The 16,295-nt window shown below is 68.3% G+C and carries 13 protein-coding genes; 12 read left to right on the top strand and 1 reads right to left on the bottom strand.

Going from position 1 to position 16,295, the window contains the following annotated elements:
* Window positions 1-220: 220 nt before the first annotated feature.
* From STARVERO_RS21360 to STARVERO_RS21315, 10 genes are all read left to right on the top strand, one after another.
* Complete coding sequence (locus tag STARVERO_RS21360; RefSeq protein ID WP_159601425.1) at window positions 221-703, top strand: hypothetical protein; 483 nt, start codon at window positions 221-223, stop codon at window positions 701-703.
* Window positions 704-854: 151 nt separating this feature from the next.
* On the top strand, window positions 855-1,460 hold the full coding sequence (locus STARVERO_RS21355) for a PRC-barrel domain-containing protein (RefSeq protein WP_159601423.1): 606 nt from the start codon (window positions 855-857) through the stop codon (window positions 1,458-1,460).
* Between the two features lie 199 nt (window positions 1,461-1,659).
* Window positions 1,660-4,452, top strand: a complete 2,793-nt coding sequence (locus tag STARVERO_RS21350) for a [protein-PII] uridylyltransferase (RefSeq protein ID WP_159601421.1) — start codon at window positions 1,660-1,662, stop codon at window positions 4,450-4,452.
* A 131-nt stretch (window positions 4,453-4,583) separates the two neighbouring features.
* Window positions 4,584-5,474 (top strand): class I SAM-dependent methyltransferase, encoded by an 891-nt coding sequence (locus tag STARVERO_RS21345; RefSeq protein ID WP_244616865.1) that lies wholly within the window; start codon window positions 4,584-4,586, stop codon window positions 5,472-5,474.
* A 418-nt stretch (window positions 5,475-5,892) separates the two neighbouring features.
* Complete coding sequence (locus STARVERO_RS21340; protein WP_159601419.1) at window positions 5,893-6,732, top strand: ABC transporter substrate-binding protein; 840 nt, start codon at window positions 5,893-5,895, stop codon at window positions 6,730-6,732.
* 155 nt (window positions 6,733-6,887) lie between these two features.
* A complete protein-coding gene (locus tag STARVERO_RS21335; RefSeq protein WP_200837885.1) occupies window positions 6,888-8,201 on the top strand; it encodes an aspartate aminotransferase family protein in 1,314 nt (437 codons plus the stop codon).
* Window position 8,202: 1 nt separating this feature from the next.
* On the top strand, window positions 8,203-9,153 hold the full coding sequence (locus STARVERO_RS21330; RefSeq protein ID WP_244616864.1) for an amino acid ABC transporter permease: 951 nt from the start codon (window positions 8,203-8,205) through the stop codon (window positions 9,151-9,153).
* Window positions 9,150-9,938, top strand: coding sequence for an amino acid ABC transporter ATP-binding protein (locus tag STARVERO_RS21325; protein WP_272482965.1), 789 nt, complete (start codon window positions 9,150-9,152; stop codon window positions 9,936-9,938). Before STARVERO_RS21330 ends, STARVERO_RS21325 begins: the two co-directional genes overlap by 4 nt.
* A gap of 95 nt (window positions 9,939-10,033) precedes the next feature.
* Entirely contained in the window at window positions 10,034-11,155 is a 1,122-nt protein-coding gene (gene argE / locus STARVERO_RS21320) for an acetylornithine deacetylase (RefSeq protein WP_159601417.1), read from the top strand.
* Window positions 11,152-11,970: a GNAT family N-acetyltransferase gene (locus STARVERO_RS21315; protein ID WP_159601415.1), complete on the top strand. Its 819-nt coding sequence runs from the start codon at window positions 11,152-11,154 to the stop codon at window positions 11,968-11,970. The genes argE and STARVERO_RS21315 overlap by 4 nt, the downstream gene beginning before the upstream one ends.
* 14 nt (window positions 11,971-11,984) lie before the next feature.
* On the opposite strand, the gene STARVERO_RS21310 is transcribed toward STARVERO_RS21315, so the two are convergent.
* Window positions 11,985-13,103 (bottom strand): NAD(P)/FAD-dependent oxidoreductase, encoded by a 1,119-nt coding sequence (locus STARVERO_RS21310; protein WP_159601413.1) that lies wholly within the window; start codon window positions 13,101-13,103, stop codon window positions 11,985-11,987.
* Window positions 13,104-13,217: 114 nt separating this feature from the next.
* On the opposite strand from STARVERO_RS21310, the gene STARVERO_RS21305 reads away from it, so the two are divergent.
* Window positions 13,218-14,123 carry a LysR family transcriptional regulator gene (locus STARVERO_RS21305; protein ID WP_144341797.1) on the top strand — a complete coding sequence of 302 codons (906 nt, stop codon included), beginning with the start codon at window positions 13,218-13,220 and terminating at the stop codon, window positions 14,121-14,123.
* 90 nt (window positions 14,124-14,213) lie between these two features.
* Window positions 14,214-16,295 (top strand): hydantoinase/oxoprolinase family protein, encoded by a 2,082-nt coding sequence (locus STARVERO_RS21300; RefSeq protein ID WP_159601411.1) that lies wholly within the window; start codon window positions 14,214-14,216, stop codon window positions 16,293-16,295.

Below are 16,295 nucleotides of genomic sequence, written 5' to 3'. Positions count from 1 at the left end.
CGGGAACCCGTAACCTCCCGAAGCGTTAACCATAAGACGCCGGCACGCCGTGCCGGACCGTCCTTTTTCGAAGGAACATGCGCGCGCGGAAGATGTCCGGCGGCGGAGGCGGCATGCGCTGTCTCTCCGGCGGGCCAAGGCCTTTTTCCCGCATCTATTGGCCTTTCGCGGGCATCGATGGGCAGGACACGGCGAAAGGGAACGACGAAAGGGGAACGTCATGGCTGGTTTCGGCAATGCCGCCTTCAAGGGCTCGGCCTATATTCTCGGCGCGGCGACGGGCATCGCCCTGATGGTGCCGCTCACCGCCGGCGCGCTCGGGGCCGGCGCGGTCTCCCGCCTCTCGCCCCAGCCGGTGGCGATCGAAGGCAGCCTCCAGCGCAATTTCGCGGCCGCCCCCGTGGTCAACCGCGCCGCCAAGGGCCCGCGCCTCGACATCGCCCCCGCGGGCACGTCCACTCCGGGCACGTCCACTCCGGGCACTTCCGCCCAGAGCCCTTCCACCCAGAGCCCTTCCACCCCGCCGACCGCGAAGGCGCCGGTGATCGAAAGCGCCTCCGAGACCCGTCCCGCGGCGCCCGCCCGGGTGATGCGCACCCCGAAGGGCTGCCTGTCGGCGATCGGCGTGACGAAATCCAACCTCGCGACGGAAGAACTGACGGTCTGCATGGCCGACGCCTCGATCATCGACCGGATCAACTGACTACCGTCGCCTCGCACCGCGGGAACAACCAGCGCTCCGAACGTCGAAAGCGACGGAACGAAATCGGTATATTGACGTTTACTACGCAGACGATCGGCCTGATCGCTTCACCACGACATCACACCCGTGACATTCGTAAAGGGAGAAGACGATGACCAGAACGTTTGCGACCCTGACCGCCGCGGCGGCCCTGATGATCGCCCCCGCGACCTTCACCTCGACGGCGCAGGCCCAGAGCCCGTCGCCGGAAACCACCACCCCGCCGGCCGCCAGCCCGGTCGTGCCGGATGCCGGTACGCCGCAGGCGCCGCCGGCTGAAATGCCCAACAGCCCGTCCACCGACACCCCGAGCGCCGCACCGGACGCGATGCCCGGCGACACCACCCAGGCCAGCCCGACCGTGGTGCCGGCGACGCCCAAATTCGTCGCCACGCAGGAATCCGGGCAGCAGCTCGGCTCCGACCTGATCGGCGCCGACGTCGTGACCTCGACCGACGAGAAGCTCGGCTCGATCCGCGACGTGGTGGTGGAGCGCGACGGCCGCATCATCGCGGCGGTGATCGACGTCGGCGGGTTCCTCGGCATCGGCGCCAAGCCGGTGGCGGTGTCCTTCGACTCGCTGGCCCCGACCACCACCGACAGCGGCCAGAAGATCGTGGTGGCCCTCACCAAGGAGGAGCTCAACACCGCGCCGGAGTTCAAGACGCTTGAACAGGTGCGCCAGGAGACCTCCGACGCCGGCGCCCGCACGAACTGAGGCGCGGCGGAAGCCTTTCGCGGGCTTCGCGGAAACGGAAGCGGAAACGGAACATGCCCGGCCCCGCGCCGGGCATGCGGCGTTTCAGAGCCCGCTTTCGCGATCCGGCGGCCTTCGCGCGGCGGCGCTCGATGACGGCGCACGATGACGGCGCCTGCCGGATCGGCTAAAGCGGAAGTCCGATCAGCCGGACCGTGACATGACCGAATCCCGCCGCCGCACCGACCATCCCTTCAAGGAACTCTTCGACATCGACGCCATGCGGGTGGAGCTCAGCGCCCTCGCCCGGCAGGTGCTCGACGACGGCAAGTCTGGACGCGAGGTGGAGATGCGCGGGCAGATGGCCCGGCGGCTCAAGCTCGCCTACCAGCAGGGGCACAAGACCGCCGAGCGCTGGCTGATGGAGGAAGGCTCCGGCCGGCGCTGCGCCGAGCGGCTCTCGCGCCTGCAGGACGAGATCATCTCGCTGGTCCACGAGTTGGTGATCACCCATCTCTATCCCTCCGACAACCCCTCCACCGCCGAGCGCATGGCCATCGTCGCGGTCGGCGGCTACGGGCGCGGGCTGATGGCGCCGGGCTCGGACACCGACATCCTGTTCCTGCTGCCCTACAAGCAGACCGCCTGGGGCGAGAGCGTCGCCGAGGCCATCCTCTACGTGCTCTGGGACATGGGGCTGAAGGTCGGCCACGCCACGCGCTCGGTCGACGAATGCATCCGCCAGGCGCGCGCCGACATGACCATCCGCACCGCGCTGCTGGAGGCGCGGCTGCTGCTGGGCGAGAAGACGCTGTTCGACGAGCTCGCCAGCCGCTTCGACAAGGACGTGGTGCAGGGCACGGCGGTGGAGTTCGTCGCCGCCAAGCTCGCCGAGCGCGAGGAACGGCTGAAGCGCGCCGGCCAGTCGCGCTACGTGGTCGAGCCGAACGTGAAGGACGGCAAGGGCGGCCTGCGCGACCTGCACACGCTGTTCTGGATCGCCAAATATGTCTACCGCGTGCACGAGACGCGCGACCTCGTGGCCAAGGGCGTGTTCACGCCCGAGGAAGCCAAGATCTTCCGCCGCTGCGAGGATTTCCTCTGGTCGGTGCGCTGCCACCTGCACTTCCTGACCGGCAAGGCCGAGGAGCGGCTCTCCTTCGACCTCCAGCGCGAGATGGCCGAGAGGCTGGGCTATGTCGCCCATCCCGGCCTGAAGGACGTCGAGCGCTTCATGAAGCACTATTTCCTCGTGGCCAAGGACGTCGGCGACCTCACCGCCATCGTCTCGGCGGCGCTGGAGGAGCGGCACGACAAGCCGGTGCCGCGGCTCGACCGCATGATCGCCCGGCTGCGCCGCTCGGGCCGGCGCACGCTGAAGGAGAGCGCCGACTTCATCGTCGACAACGACCGCATCAACGTCGCCGATTCCAGCGCCTTCGGCCGCGACCCGGTGAACCTGATCCGCGTCTTCCACCTCGCCGGCAAGCACGGCCTCGCCTTCCACCCGGACGCGATGCGCCTCGCCACACGCTCGCTCAAGCTGATCGACCAGAACGTGCGCGAGAACCCGGAGGCGAACCGGCTGTTCCTCGAGATCCTGTGCTCGAAGGAAAGCCCGGAGATCGTGCTGCGGCGGATGAACGAGACCGGCGTGCTCGGCCGCTTCATCCCCGAATTCGGCCGCATCGTCGCGATGATGCAGTTCAACATGTACCATTCGTACACGGTGGACGAGCACCTGATCCGCGCCATCGGCGTGCTGTCGCGGATCGAGCGCGGCGACCGGCCGGAATACGGCCTCGCCAACGAGCTGATGCCGCAGATCAAGAACCGCACGCTGCTCTATGTGGCGGTGTTCCTGCACGACATCGCCAAGGGCCGGCCCGAGGATCATTCGATCGCCGGCGCCCGCGTCGCCCGCAAGCTGTGCCCGCGCTTCGGCCTCAGCGCGGTCGATACCGACACGGTGGCCTGGCTGATCGAGCAGCACCTCACCATGTCGACCATCGCCCAGTCGCGCGACCTCTCCGACCGCAAGACGATCGAGAACTTCGCCGCGGTGGTGCAGAACCTGGAGCGGATGAAGCTGCTGCTCATCCTCACCACGGCGGATATCCGCGCGGTGGGCCCGGGGGTGTGGAACAACTGGAAGTCCCAGCTTCTGCGCACGCTCTACCACGAGACCGAGCCGGTGATCACCGGCGGCTTCTCGGAGAGCAACCGCAACCAGCGCGTCGGCCGCGCACAGGCCGAGTTCCGCGCCGCCCTGCCGGAATGGGACAGCGAGGCGCTCGACACCTATGTCGCCCGCCACTACCCGACCTACTGGCTGCAGACCGACCGCGCGCACCAGCTCGCCCATGCCCGCTTCATCCTGGCGGCGGAGGCGGACGGAAAGGCGCTCGCCACCAGCGCGCACACCGACGCCCGGCGCGGCGTCACCGAGCTGACGGTGTTCGCCCCCGACCACCCCAAGCTGCTCGCCGTCATCGCCGGTGCCTGCGCCAGCGCGGGCGCCCACATCGTCGACGCGCAGATCAGCACCACCACGGACGGGCGCGCGCTCGACACCATCTCGCTGACCCGCGCCTTCGAGCAGGACGAGGACGAGATGCGCCGCGCCGACCGCATCGCCGCCGCGATCCAGAAGTCGCTGGTGGGCGAGATCCGGCTGCCGGAGATCGTCGCCAAGCGCATTCCCAAGCGCCCGCGCGCCTTCACGGTGGAGCCGGAGGTGACGCTCAACAACTCGTGGTCCAACCGGCACACGGTGGTGGAGGTCTCCGGCCTCGACCGGCCGGGCCTGCTCTACGGGCTGACGCAGACGCTCTCGCGCCTCAACCTCAACATCGCCTCCGCCCATATCGCCACCTTCGGCGAGCGGGCGGTCGACGTGTTCTACGTCACCGACCTGATGGGCGCGAAGATCATGGGCGCCGCCCGCCACTCCGCCATCCGCCGCGCCCTTCTGCAGGTGCTCGACGCCGACGACGAGGCCAACGCGGCGTAGGAGGAGTGCCGGATACCGGCACCGCTGTCGAAAGCGGAAAGCGGCACGGCAGCGAACAACCATTGATTGACAATCAAAACATATGCAACGTAGATATATAGAATTATTTACTTACGTTGATGAGCGATACGATGAGCGCCGAAGCATCACGATCGGAAGATATAAGTCGCTTGGATGTTGAGTTTTACAGGACACATCATCCTGACCTGTCTCTTTTTTCACCTGACGAAGCCAGAAATCACTATATTCAACATGGAATTTACGAAGAACGTGCGGCCTATCCAGCAGCTGTACGCGAACATTTCATAGACGAAATTCCTCTCGAACTCAGCGCTCTGGAGATCGGCCCGTTCGACTGCCCTATGCTCCGGGGCGAGCATGTCCGCTACGCGGATGTTCTTTCAATGGAAGGACTTCAGAAACGTGCGGCCGAACACGGCCGGAATCCTGAAGGGTGCCCCTATATCGATTATATCCTCACGGATATGGACCTGACTCATATTCCCGATAAGTTTCACTCCATCGCCAGCGCCCATTGTATCGAGCACCAGCCCGATTTGATACAGCACCTACAATCGGTCGAAAAGCTACTCTTGGATGGCGGCCGATATTATGTAGTTGCTCCCGATAAAAGATATTGCTTTGATCATTTTATAAACGAAAGCACCATAGCGGACGTCATTTTAGCTCATTCTGAAGATAGAAAACTACATACAGTCAAGAATGTTATAGAATTTTTTGCATTTACTACACATAATGACGCTTGGCGTCATTGGAATGGCGATCATGGCGAGCTAGATAAAGTTCATATAGCGCAACGGACACGCGATGCGCTCGAATTATTTGAGAAGTCTGGCGACAGTTACATAGATGTTCACGCATGGCGGTTTACCCCCACAAGCTTCAGGCTCATTTGCGACCTGATCGCCGATCTCGGATACTCACGCCTTCGTCCGACGGTCGTTCATCCCACACCGCGAGGACGGCTGGAATTCTGCGCCGTGCTGGAATTGCAGCCCTGACAGCCCGGCCTGTCAGACAGCGGCAATCACGCGAGCGCACAGCGCCCCACCAGCGACAAGATCCCATCCATCCTTCACGCGCGGATGCCGGAAAAGCATCCTCGCGCGCTCCTTGCCGCCTGCAGCGCGCGCCGGGCCGGTGCCGATCTGCCCGACCCGGCACGGCCCGCCGGGCGGGAGCCGATGTCCGCCGCCGGCGCGACAGGGCCGGCCAAATGGCTTATCGCCCATAAGCTCACGCTCTGGGCTGCGCCCGAATCATTATTGGACCGGTCGCGGGAGCCGTGAAATCCTTTTCGGCAGTTATCCATCGGGAATGGCGATGCTTGCGTTTCCCGGAGGATATCCAAAATAAACCAGAGGGATTCCAATGAAATTGTCGGCGCGACGGCTTTGTACCGTTGGGTTATCGTTGGCGGTGCTGCTGAGCGCCGGGACTTTTTCTAGCGTCAGGGCCGATGAGGTTGTTCTGACGAAGAGCGAAGAAATCTACAAGGCCCTGCCTGAAAAGATCCGCAAGGCCGGTGTCATCAATGCCGCGACGGCGGCCGATTACCCTCCTTTCGAATTTCTCGATGAGAACAACAAGCTCGTCGGCGCGGACATCGATCTCGCCGCCGCCCTGAGCAAGGTTCTCGGCGTGACGCTCAAGAACAACCAGACCGAATTCTCGAACATCATGCCCGGCCTCCAGGCGGGCCGGTTCGATGTCGGCATGTCCTCCATGGGCGACTATATCAGCCGCCAGAAGACCGTGGACTTCGTCGACTACTTCCGCGGCGGCACGTCGTTCCTCGTGCGCGCTGGCGCGAAGGAGCCCGCCGCCTTCGAGGACGTCTGCGGCACCGCCGTCGGCGCGCTGAAGGGCACCTCCTCGGAAACGCAGGCCGAGGACACCAGCAAGAAGTGCGTCGAGGCCGGCAAGGCGGCGGTGAAGGTCAGTGCCTTCCCGACCCAGAACGCCGCCGTGCTCGCGCTGACGTCCGGCCGGATCGACTCGGTCTCCGGCGATTCCGCCACCAATGGCTATTCGGCCAACCAGATCGGCGATGCGATCAAGAATGTCGGCCTGACCGTCTACAATGATCGCCCCTATTACGGGATCGCCGTCCCCAAGGACTCGCCGCTCTACCAGCCGCTCTTCGACGCCATGGGCGTGGTGATGAAGTCGGGCGCCTACAGCCAGATCCTCAAGAAGTGGGGCCTGGAATCCGGCGCCATCAGCGAGCCGATGAAGAACCAGGGCTCCGAGGGCTGAGTTCGGCCATCTCATCGAGCGAACATCCGTTCCAGCCCGGAGGCGAAAAGGCCTTCGGGCTGGCGGTCGAATCCACCAGGCACGTATCGGCCCCCGGAACTGACCGGAAACGGGGGCACGCGCGGCCGGCCCTCTACGTTGCGAAGGCAGATCACATGTCCCTTATGGCGCAGTCCCCGAACCTCCAGGCCCCGGCGAACGCCTATCGCCCGCACCTCTCGCCGGCCCTGATGCAGGCAACGCCCCTCGTCGTCGACCGGGCCCTCGGCTGCCGGCTGTTCGACAAGGACGGCAATGCCTATCTCGACTTCACCTCCGGTATCGGCGTCACCTCCACGGGACATTGCCATCCGCGCGTGGTCGAAGCGGCGCAGCGGCAGGTCGGGCGGCTCATCCACGGCCAGTACGGCGTCGTGATGCACCAGCCCATGCTCGATCTGATCGACCGGCTGGGCGGGCTGATGCCCGACGGGCTGAACGCCTTCTTCTTCGCCAATTCCGGCGCCGAGGCGGTGGAATCCGCCATCCGGCTCGCCCGCAACTACACCCGCCGGCAGAACATCATCGTGTTCCAGGGCTCCTTCCACGGCCGCACCTTCGGCTCCGCCGCGCTGACGACCTCCGGCGCGCGGTTTCGCTCCGCGCAGTCCGGTGCGCTGCCGCCCGGCGTCGTGGTCGCGCCCTTCCCCACGCCCTTCCGCTACGGCTGGGACCAGGAGACCGCCGAGCGCTTCTGCATCCGCGAGCTCGACCACATCTTCGCGACCCTGACCGCGCCCGCCGACACCGCCGCCATCATCGTCGAGCCGGTGCAGGGCGAGGCGGGCTACCAGCCGGGCTCGCGGGCCTTCTTCGCGGCGCTGCGCGAGCGCGCCGACAAGCACGGCATCGTGCTGATCGCCGACGAGGTGCAGGCCGGCGTGGGGCGCACCGGCCGCTTCTGGGCGGGCGAGCATTTCGACATGCAGCCGGACATCGTGGTCTTCGCCAAGGGGATCGCCAGCGGCTTCCCCCTGTCGGGCATCGCCGCGCGGGAGGAGATCATGGCGGCCGCCCTGCCCGGCTCGCAGGGAGGCACCTTCAGCGGCAACGTCGTCGCCTGCGCGGCGGCCCTGGCGACGCTGGACGTGATCGCGGAAGAGGGGCTGATCGAGAACGCCGCCCAGCGCGGCGCGCAGCTCCGGGCCGGGCTCGAAGCCACCGCGGCGCGGCACAAGGCGATCGGCGACGTGCGCGGCCTCGGCCTCATGCAGGCCAGCGAATTCGTCACGCCGGACGGCGCCCCGGCCCCGCACCTCGCCAAGGCGGTGCTGAAGGCCGCCCTCGATCGGAACATGATCATTCTCGTCTGCGGCCCCTACGGCCACATCGTGCGCATGATCCCGCCGCTGGTGATCTCCGCCGACGAGGTGCAGGAAGCCCTGGACATCTGGAACGCCGCGGTCGACGAAGCGCTGGAGGCGCAGTGAGGTGACGGATGTGATGGACGGGACGAGGGCACGCGAGGAGCAGGAGAAGGACCGGAAGACGGAGGTCATCGTTCCGGCCCGCTACCCCGGCCGGTGGATCGCGGCAACGATCATCTTCGTCCTGTTCGCCAGCTTCGCCTATTCGGTCGCCACCAACCCCGGCTATCAGTGGGACGTCGTCTGGCAGTACCTCACCTACCGGACCGTCCTCGCCGGACTCGGCTGGACGCTGGCGCTGACCGCGGCCTCGATGTTCATCGGCATCGTGCTGGGCATCGTCGCCGCGCTCATGCGCCAGTCGAGCAACCCGATCCTCTCGGTGGTGGCCGCCGGCTATATCTGGCTGTTCCGCGGCGCCCCGCTGATGGTCCAGCTCATCTTCTGGTACAACCTCGCCGCGCTCTATCCGACCATCGACATCGGCCTCCCCTTCCTGCCGCCGCTGGTGTCGCTGTCGACCAACGAGGTGATCACTCCCCTCGTCGCGGCCCTTCTCGGGCTCGGGCTCAACGAAGGCGCCTACATGGCGGAGATCGTGCGCTCCGGCCTGCTCTCGGTCGACGCCGGCCAGCGCGAGGCGGCGCAGTCGCTGGGCATGTCGCCGGCCCACACGCTCAGGCGGATCATCCTGCCGCAGGCGCTGCGGGTCATCGTGCCGCCCACCGGCAACGAGGTGATCGGCATGCTGAAGGCGACGTCGCTGGTCAGCATCCTCGCCTTTTCGGATCTACTCTACTCGGTGCAGGGCATTTACGGGCGCACGTTCCAGACCATTCCGCTGCTGATCGTGGCGACGATCTGGTACCTCGTGGCGGCGACGCTTCTCTCCCTCGTGCAGCAATATCTGGAGCGCCGCTACGGGCGGGGCCATTCGCGGCGCGCGCAGGACGGGATGAGCCTGCTCATGGCGCCGCTCTCTTCCGCCCTGTTTCGCAGGGGAGCAGGTAAATGACCGCGACGCCGATGGTGCAGATCCAGAGCGTGTGCAAGCGCTTTGGCGAGGTCGAAGTGCTGAGCGACATCGATCTCAGCGTGGCGACCGGCGAGGTGTGCTGCCTGATCGGCCCCTCGGGCGCCGGCAAGAGCACGCTCATCCGCTGCATCAACCACCTCGAGAAGATCAATACCGGCACGATCGAGGTCAACGGGCATCTGGTCGGCTACGCGCGCAGGAACGGCCAGCTGCACGAGCTGACCGGCCGCGAGGCGGCCCGCTCGCGCGAGGACACCGCCATGGTGTTCCAGCACTTCAACCTGTTCCCGCACATGACGGTGCTGGAGAACATCACCGAAGCACCGATCCATGTGAAGAAGGAGAGCCGGGCGAGCGCCGAGGCCCATGCCCACGCGCTGCTCGACCGCGTGGGCCTCGCCGGCAAGGCGCGGGCCTATCCCGGCGAGCTCTCGGGCGGCCAGAAGCAGCGCGTCGCCATCGCGCGGGCTCTCGCGGTGCGCCCGAAGCTCCTGCTGTTCGACGAGCCGACCTCCGCGCTCGACCCCGAGCTGGTCAGCGAGGTGCTGGAAGTGATGCGCGACCTTGCCCGCGAGGGGCAGACCATGATCGTGGTGACCCACGAGATGGGGTTCGCGCGGGAGGTCGCGGACAAGGTGGCCTTCATGGATCAGGGCCGGATCGTGGAATATGGTTCGGCCGACGATGTGCTCGTACGGCCCCGCCTGGAACGCACCCGCGATTTCCTGGCGCGGGTGCTGCGCTCGCATGTCCCGCAGGCCTGAGGCGGCCTTCGGCATCCATCCCGATCCCGCCGCGCCTGCGCCGGGCCGCCGGACGAGCCGGCGCGCCGGCACCGCCGGCTTGTGAAAGACGTCCCATGTTGCCCGAGCCGATGCTTGCCCGCCTCGTGTCGTTCCCCTCCGTGGTCGGACGGCCCAACGGCGCCATCATCGGCTTCGTCCGGGACTATCTGGCCGGCCATGGCGTGGAGGCGCGGGTGCTGCCCGGCCCGGAAGGCGACCGCAGCAACCTCTTCGCCACGATCGGCCCGGCCGGCGTGCCGGGGCTCATCCTCTCGGGGCACCTCGATGTCGTCCCCGCCGAGGAGCCGCAATGGCTCGACGATCCGTTCGCGATGCGCGACCGGGAAGGGCGCCTGATCGGGCGCGGCACCTGCGACATGAAGGGCTTCGTCGCCGCCGTGCTCTCGGCCGTTCCCGATCTGGTGGCGATGGACCTGCCGGCGCCGATCCATCTGGCCTTGTCCTATGACGAGGAAGCCGGGTGCCGGGGCGTGCCGCATCTGCTGGCGCGCCTGCCGGATCTGTGCGCGCCCCCGCTCGGATGCGTCGTGGGCGAGCCGAGCAATCTCACGCCCGTCCTGTGCCACAAGGGCAAGGCCGCCATCCGGGTCGTGACCCGGGGCCGGTCGGGCCACAGCTCGCGCCCGGACCTCGGAAGCAATGCGGTCCACAAGCTGCTGCCGGTGCTGGAGGCGGTGGTCCGCACGGAAGCCGCGCTGCGCGAGGGTGCCTGCGATCCGCGTTTCGCCCCGCCTTATTCGACGTTGCAGGCGGGCGTCGTGCGGGGCGGACAGGCCATCAACATCATTCCCGACCGCGCGGAGATCGAGATCGAGGCGCGCGCCATCGCCGGCGTCGATCCGGTGGCGCTGCTCCAGCCGGTCCGCGCGGCCGCCGGAGAGGGCGCCGAAATCGAGGTGCTGTCGGCTTATCCCGCGCTGTCGCTGCCCGCCGACCATGCCCTTGCCCACCTGATGACCGGGCTGACCGGCAAGACGCCGCTGGGCGCGGTGAGCTACGGCACCGAGGCCGGGCTGTTCCAGCAGGCCGGCGTCCCGGCGATCATCTGCGGACCGGGCGACATCTCCCGCGCCCACAAGCCGGAGGAGTTTCTGACGCGGGACGAACTCCATGCCGCGCGGGCCCTCGTCGTCGCGCTGGCGCGGAAGGTGGCGCGCGGGGAAGGGCTGCGGTGAGCGCCGCCGAGCCGCCGCTCGTCGCCTTCGCCCCGAGCCATCTGGAAGGCGCGCTGCGCCTCTCGCAGGAGGCCGGCTGGCCCCATCGCCTCGACGACTGGGCGCTGGTGGCGGCCGTGTCGCAAGGCGTGGCGGTTCTCGATGGCGACCGGGTCGCGGCAACCGGACTGTGCACGCTCTACGGGGGGCATGCCCGGTTCAGCATGGTCCTCGTCGGCAAATCCCTTCGCGGGAGGGGGATCGGCCGGCAGGTGATGGCGGCGCTCGCCGGCCTCGCCGGGAACCGCTCGGTCTCGCTGGTCGCGACCGCCGACGGCAAGCCGCTTTATGAGCGGCTCGGGTTTCGGCCGACGGGCGCCATCGTCCAGTATCAGGGCCTCGTCCGCTCTCCGACCGGGACGGTCGGTAGCGTCCGCGAGGCCGAACCCGGCGCCGCCGACGCGATTGCCGCCATCGACCGCCGGGCGACCGGCATGGACCGCTCGGCGCTCATGCGGTGCCTCGCGGATCGCGGCACCGTGCTGCTGGCTGAGGGCGGCTTTGCCGTGCTGCGCGATTTCGGCCGCGGCCGGGTCCTCGGACCACTCATCGCGCGGGACGAAAGCACGGCCGGGAGCCTGATCGCCGCCGCCGCCCGGCAATCGGAAGGGCAGCTCCTGCGGATCGATACGCCGTGCGGCGCCCGGCTCGGCGCGCGGCTGGAAACGCTGGGACTGTCGCCGGCCGGTGGCGGAACGGCGATGCGGAAAGGCCCGCCTCCGGCCGCGCCGGACGGTTTCAGCATCTATGCGCTGGCCTCCCAGGCGCTGGGCTGATGTGCCCCGGCCCCTCAGGCCGCGAGGCTGGGGCGATCGATCCGGAAATCGTCGAGCGGCGTCTCGCAGCGGCCCGTCACGATGAGCTCGGCCATGGCGTCGCCCACGCCGGGGCCGAGCTGGAAGCCGTGCCCGCAGAAGCCGAAGGCGTGGAACAGGCCGGGCGTCGTCGCCGAGCGCCCCATGACCGGCAGCATGTCGCGAACATAGCCCTCGCAGCCCGACCAGGTGCGGATGACCGCCACCTGCGCCAGCGCCGGCACCAGTCGCACGACGGCGCGCAGCTGTTCGGGCAGCCGGGCGGGATCGGCAACCGCGTGGCCCGGATCGAGGTCCACCGGCACGCGTTCCGCCGCCCCGCCGAAGACGACGTTGCCGCGCTCGACCTGACGGAGATAGGCGCCATAGGCCTTGCTGCGCGTCCAGATGCCCACGACCGGCGAAATCCGGTGCGGCAGCGGCTCGGTCACGCCCATCTGCGGACCGCGCGCCTCGATCGGGACCGTCTCGCCGAAGAGGGCGGCGACGCGGGCGCCCCAGGCCCCGGCCGTGTTGAGCAGGCATTCGGCGGCGAACACGCCCTTCGAACTCTCCACCCGGAAGCCCGAGCCGGTGAAACCGATGCGGTCGACGCGGGCCTCCTCGACGATATTCACGCCGAGCCGGCGCGCGGCGTCGGCGAAGGCGGGCGCCACCAGCCGGGGATTGGCGCTGCCGTCGCGCGGCGAGAAGGAGGCCGCGATCGCCTCCGGCCCCAGGCCGGGAAAGCGGGCGCGGATGTCCGACGGGCCGAGCTCTTCCAGATCGAACCCCCAGGGCCTCGCCGCCTCGGCATAGGCCCGCATATCGGCAAGGCTGCCCTCGTCGAAGATCAGGCGAATATGGCCGGTGGCGCGGAATTCCACATCCCGCCCCAGCAGCGCCTCGGCCTCCGCCCACCGCTCGCGCGAGCGATGGGCCAGCGGAAGCTGCGAGAGATGACGGCCGGTGCGCCGGATGTTGCCGAAGGAGGCGACGGTCGCGCCGGTGCCCACGCGGTGACGCTCGACGAGCGTGACGCGCGCGCCGCGGCGGGCGAGGAAATAGGCGGACGCCGTCCCCATCAGGCCGCCGCCGAGCACGATCACATCCATGGCGGCTTCTTCCGGGCGCAAACCATCTTCGACCGCTGCGATCTTGTTCGCCGCGCTGCACTGCGTCAAAGATAGGTTTGGATCGAAACCATAAGCTGTACCTATGGAGTGGCAATGCGGGCGCGGCAGCTCGAGGTGTTCATCGCGGTCATGCGCGCGGGTACGGTGACCGCCGCGGCGCGGATGCTGAACATTTCCCAGCCGGCGCTGAGCCAGATCGTCCTGCACACCGAGGACGAACTCGGCTTCACGCTGTTCGAGCGCGTCAAGGGCCGCCTGCGCCCGACGCCCGAGGCGCTGGAGATATTCCCGGATGCCGAGCGGCTGTCGGTCGGGCTGGAAGGCCTGCGCCGCAAGACGGCGGACCTGCGCCTCGGCCGGGCGGGGTTGGTGCGGGTCGCGGCCTCCCCGCCACCCGCCATGGCGGTGCTGCCGCGTGCCTTCACCGAGTTCCGGGCGCAGCACCCCAACATATTGCTGCGCTCCCACATCGCGCCGATCGCCTCGATCATCGACATGCTGCGGGCCGGCGACGCCAGCCTCGGCGTGGCGATGGACGACCGCCCGCCGCCCGATATCGAGGCCGAGGTGATCGGCCGCGTCGGCTTCGTCTGCCTGCTGCCGGCGGGACACCGGCTGCGCGACAAGGACGAACTGACGCTGGCGGACCTCGCCGGGGAGGACCTGATCTCCTATCGCGGCAACACCCGCCCGGCGGACGAACTCGCCCACGCCGCCCGCGCCCAGGGCGTCACCTTCTCGCCGACGCTGGAGATCGACGTCTCGATCTCGGCGGTGGGCTTCGTCCAGGCCGGGCTCGGCGTCGCGCTGGTGGACGCGCTCCTGCCCTGGGCGCAGTTTGCCGGGCTCGTCGTCCGCCCGCTGGCGGCCAGCCCGGAATTCCCGGTGGCGCTGCTCACCTCCCGCGCCCGGGCGCTGTCGCGGGCCGACGAGATCATGCGCGACCATATCCGGACGACATGTTCCACCGTCCTGGGGGAGTGCGACGCGGGAGCATAAGCATGACTTATGTTCTTGCTCCTTATGCATCTTGGACCCGGCCCATCCGGCCATGCCAGCTTCCGGTCAACAGACAGGAAGGGAAGCGTCATGGACGGTGCCATCGCTCGCAAGGCGCATGAGCAACACGAGGCCGACTGGAAGATCGGCGTCGACATCGGTGGCACATTCATCGATTTCTGCGCGCTCGACGCGCGCTCCGGGCGCGTGGCCTCGCTCAAGGTGCTGACCACCCCGGACGATCCCGGGGCGGAGCTGATGACCGGCATCACCCTGCTCGCCGAACGCGAGGGCGTCGATCCCGCGCAGGTGACGCGCTTCGTGCACGGCACGACGGTCGGCATCAACACGATCATCCAGCGCAAGGGAGTGCCGCTGGCGCTCTTCACCAACGCCGGCTTCGAGGATGTGATCGAGCTGGCGCGGCTGCGCATGCCGGACATGTATTCGCTCTTCTGCTCGCGCCCCGACCCGCTGATCCCGCGCGACATGATCTTCGGCATTCCGGCGCGCCTGCGGGCCGACGGCAGCGAATCCCGCTCCCCCGACATGGAGGCGGTGGCGCAGGCCGTGGCGGCCGCCAGGGCCAAGGGCGCGGAAGGGGTGATCGTGTCCCTGCTCCACTCCTGGCGCAACGCGGCCCAGGAAGCCGCCGTGAAGGCGGAGATCGCCCGTCTCGCGCCCGGCCTGTTCGTCTTCTCCTCGGCGGAGGTCTGGCCGGTCATCCGCGAATATGAGCGCACCTCGACGGCCATCCTCAACGGCTACGTTCATCCGCGCGTCTCCGGCTACCTGACCGCGCTGGAGGAGAGGCTGAAGAGCCGCGGCGTGCCGGCGCGCGCCATGCTGACCAAGTCGAACGGCGGGCTGATGAACGCCGCCGAAGGCAAGCGCGCCTGCGTGAACATGCTCCTGTCGGGGACCGCCTCGGGGGTCATCGGCGCTTCGTGGCTGGCGCGCCAGGCCGGAGAGGACAAGATCCTGACCCTCGACATCGGGGGGACGTCGGCCGATTTCGCGCTGATCATCGACGGCGAGGCCCAGTTCGGCACCGGCGAGCTGATCGGCGAGTTCCCGCTCTACATCCCCTCGGTGTCGGTGAGCTCCATCGGCATCGGCGGAGGCTCGATCGCCAGCGTCGACGCGCAGGGCGTGCTGCGGGTGGGACCGGAATCGGCCGGCTCCACGCCGGGGCCGGCCTGCTACGGCCGCGGCGGCGAGCGCGCGACGGTGACGGATGCGATGGTGGTCTGCGGCTGGCTCGGCCACAGCGACATGGCCTATGGCCAGCTGCGCATCGAGGTCGACCTCGCCCGGCAGGCGGTGGGCGAGCTGGCGGCGAAGCTCGGCCGGCCGGTCGAGCAGACGGCGCAGGCCATCCTCGACATCGCCGTCTCCGAGATGTTCGTCGAGGTCGAGAAGCTCGCCTCGCGCTCGGGCGTGGACCTGCGCGACTTCACGCTGATGCCATTCGGCGGCGGCGGACCGATGCTCGGCGCCTTCCTGGCCCGCGAACTCGGCATGAAGCGGGTGATGGCGCCGCGCCGGCCCGGCGTGGTGTCCGCGCTCGGCGGGCTGGTGGCGGATCTCCGGGGCGACTTCATCCGCACCGTCTTCACGCCGCTGTCGAAGGCGTCCCTGCCGGGCATAGGCGAGGCGTTCGAGGCGCTGGCGCGGGAGGGCCGCGAGTGGCTCGCGGCGCAGGGCCACGCCGGCGCGGCCGACCTGCGCCCGTCCTGCGACATGCGCTATGCCGGCCAGAGCTACGAGATCGAGGTGCCCCTGATGCCCGCATGGCTCGCCGCCGGCGATATCGCGGCCATCGAGCGGGCCTTCCACCAGACGCATGAGCGCATCTACGACTTCCACGATCCCGAGGGCGAGATCGAGCTCGTGAACGTCCGCCTGTCCGCCGTCGGCGCGGGGCCGGCGCTGTCCTTTCCGCAGGTCGAGGAAACCGACGCGCCCGCCACGCCGGCGCGCCGCCTCCCCGTCTACACGGACAGGGACGTCGAGACGATCGACCTCTACGACCGGCAGGACCTTCGTCCGGGCAGCGGCTTCCACGGGCCGGCCGTGGTCGTGCAGGAAGACACGACCTTCGCCATTCCCGCCGGCATGCAGGCGCGCGTGGATCGCCATCTCAATCTTCTGCTGACCTTCCCGGAGTGA

The organism is Starkeya nomas, assembly GCF_902703545.1.
Taxonomy (GTDB): domain Bacteria; phylum Pseudomonadota; class Alphaproteobacteria; order Rhizobiales; family Xanthobacteraceae; genus Ancylobacter; species Ancylobacter moscoviensis.
Note: the sequence above shows the minus strand (reverse complement) of the source record. Positions and strands in the feature narration are given on the sequence as shown.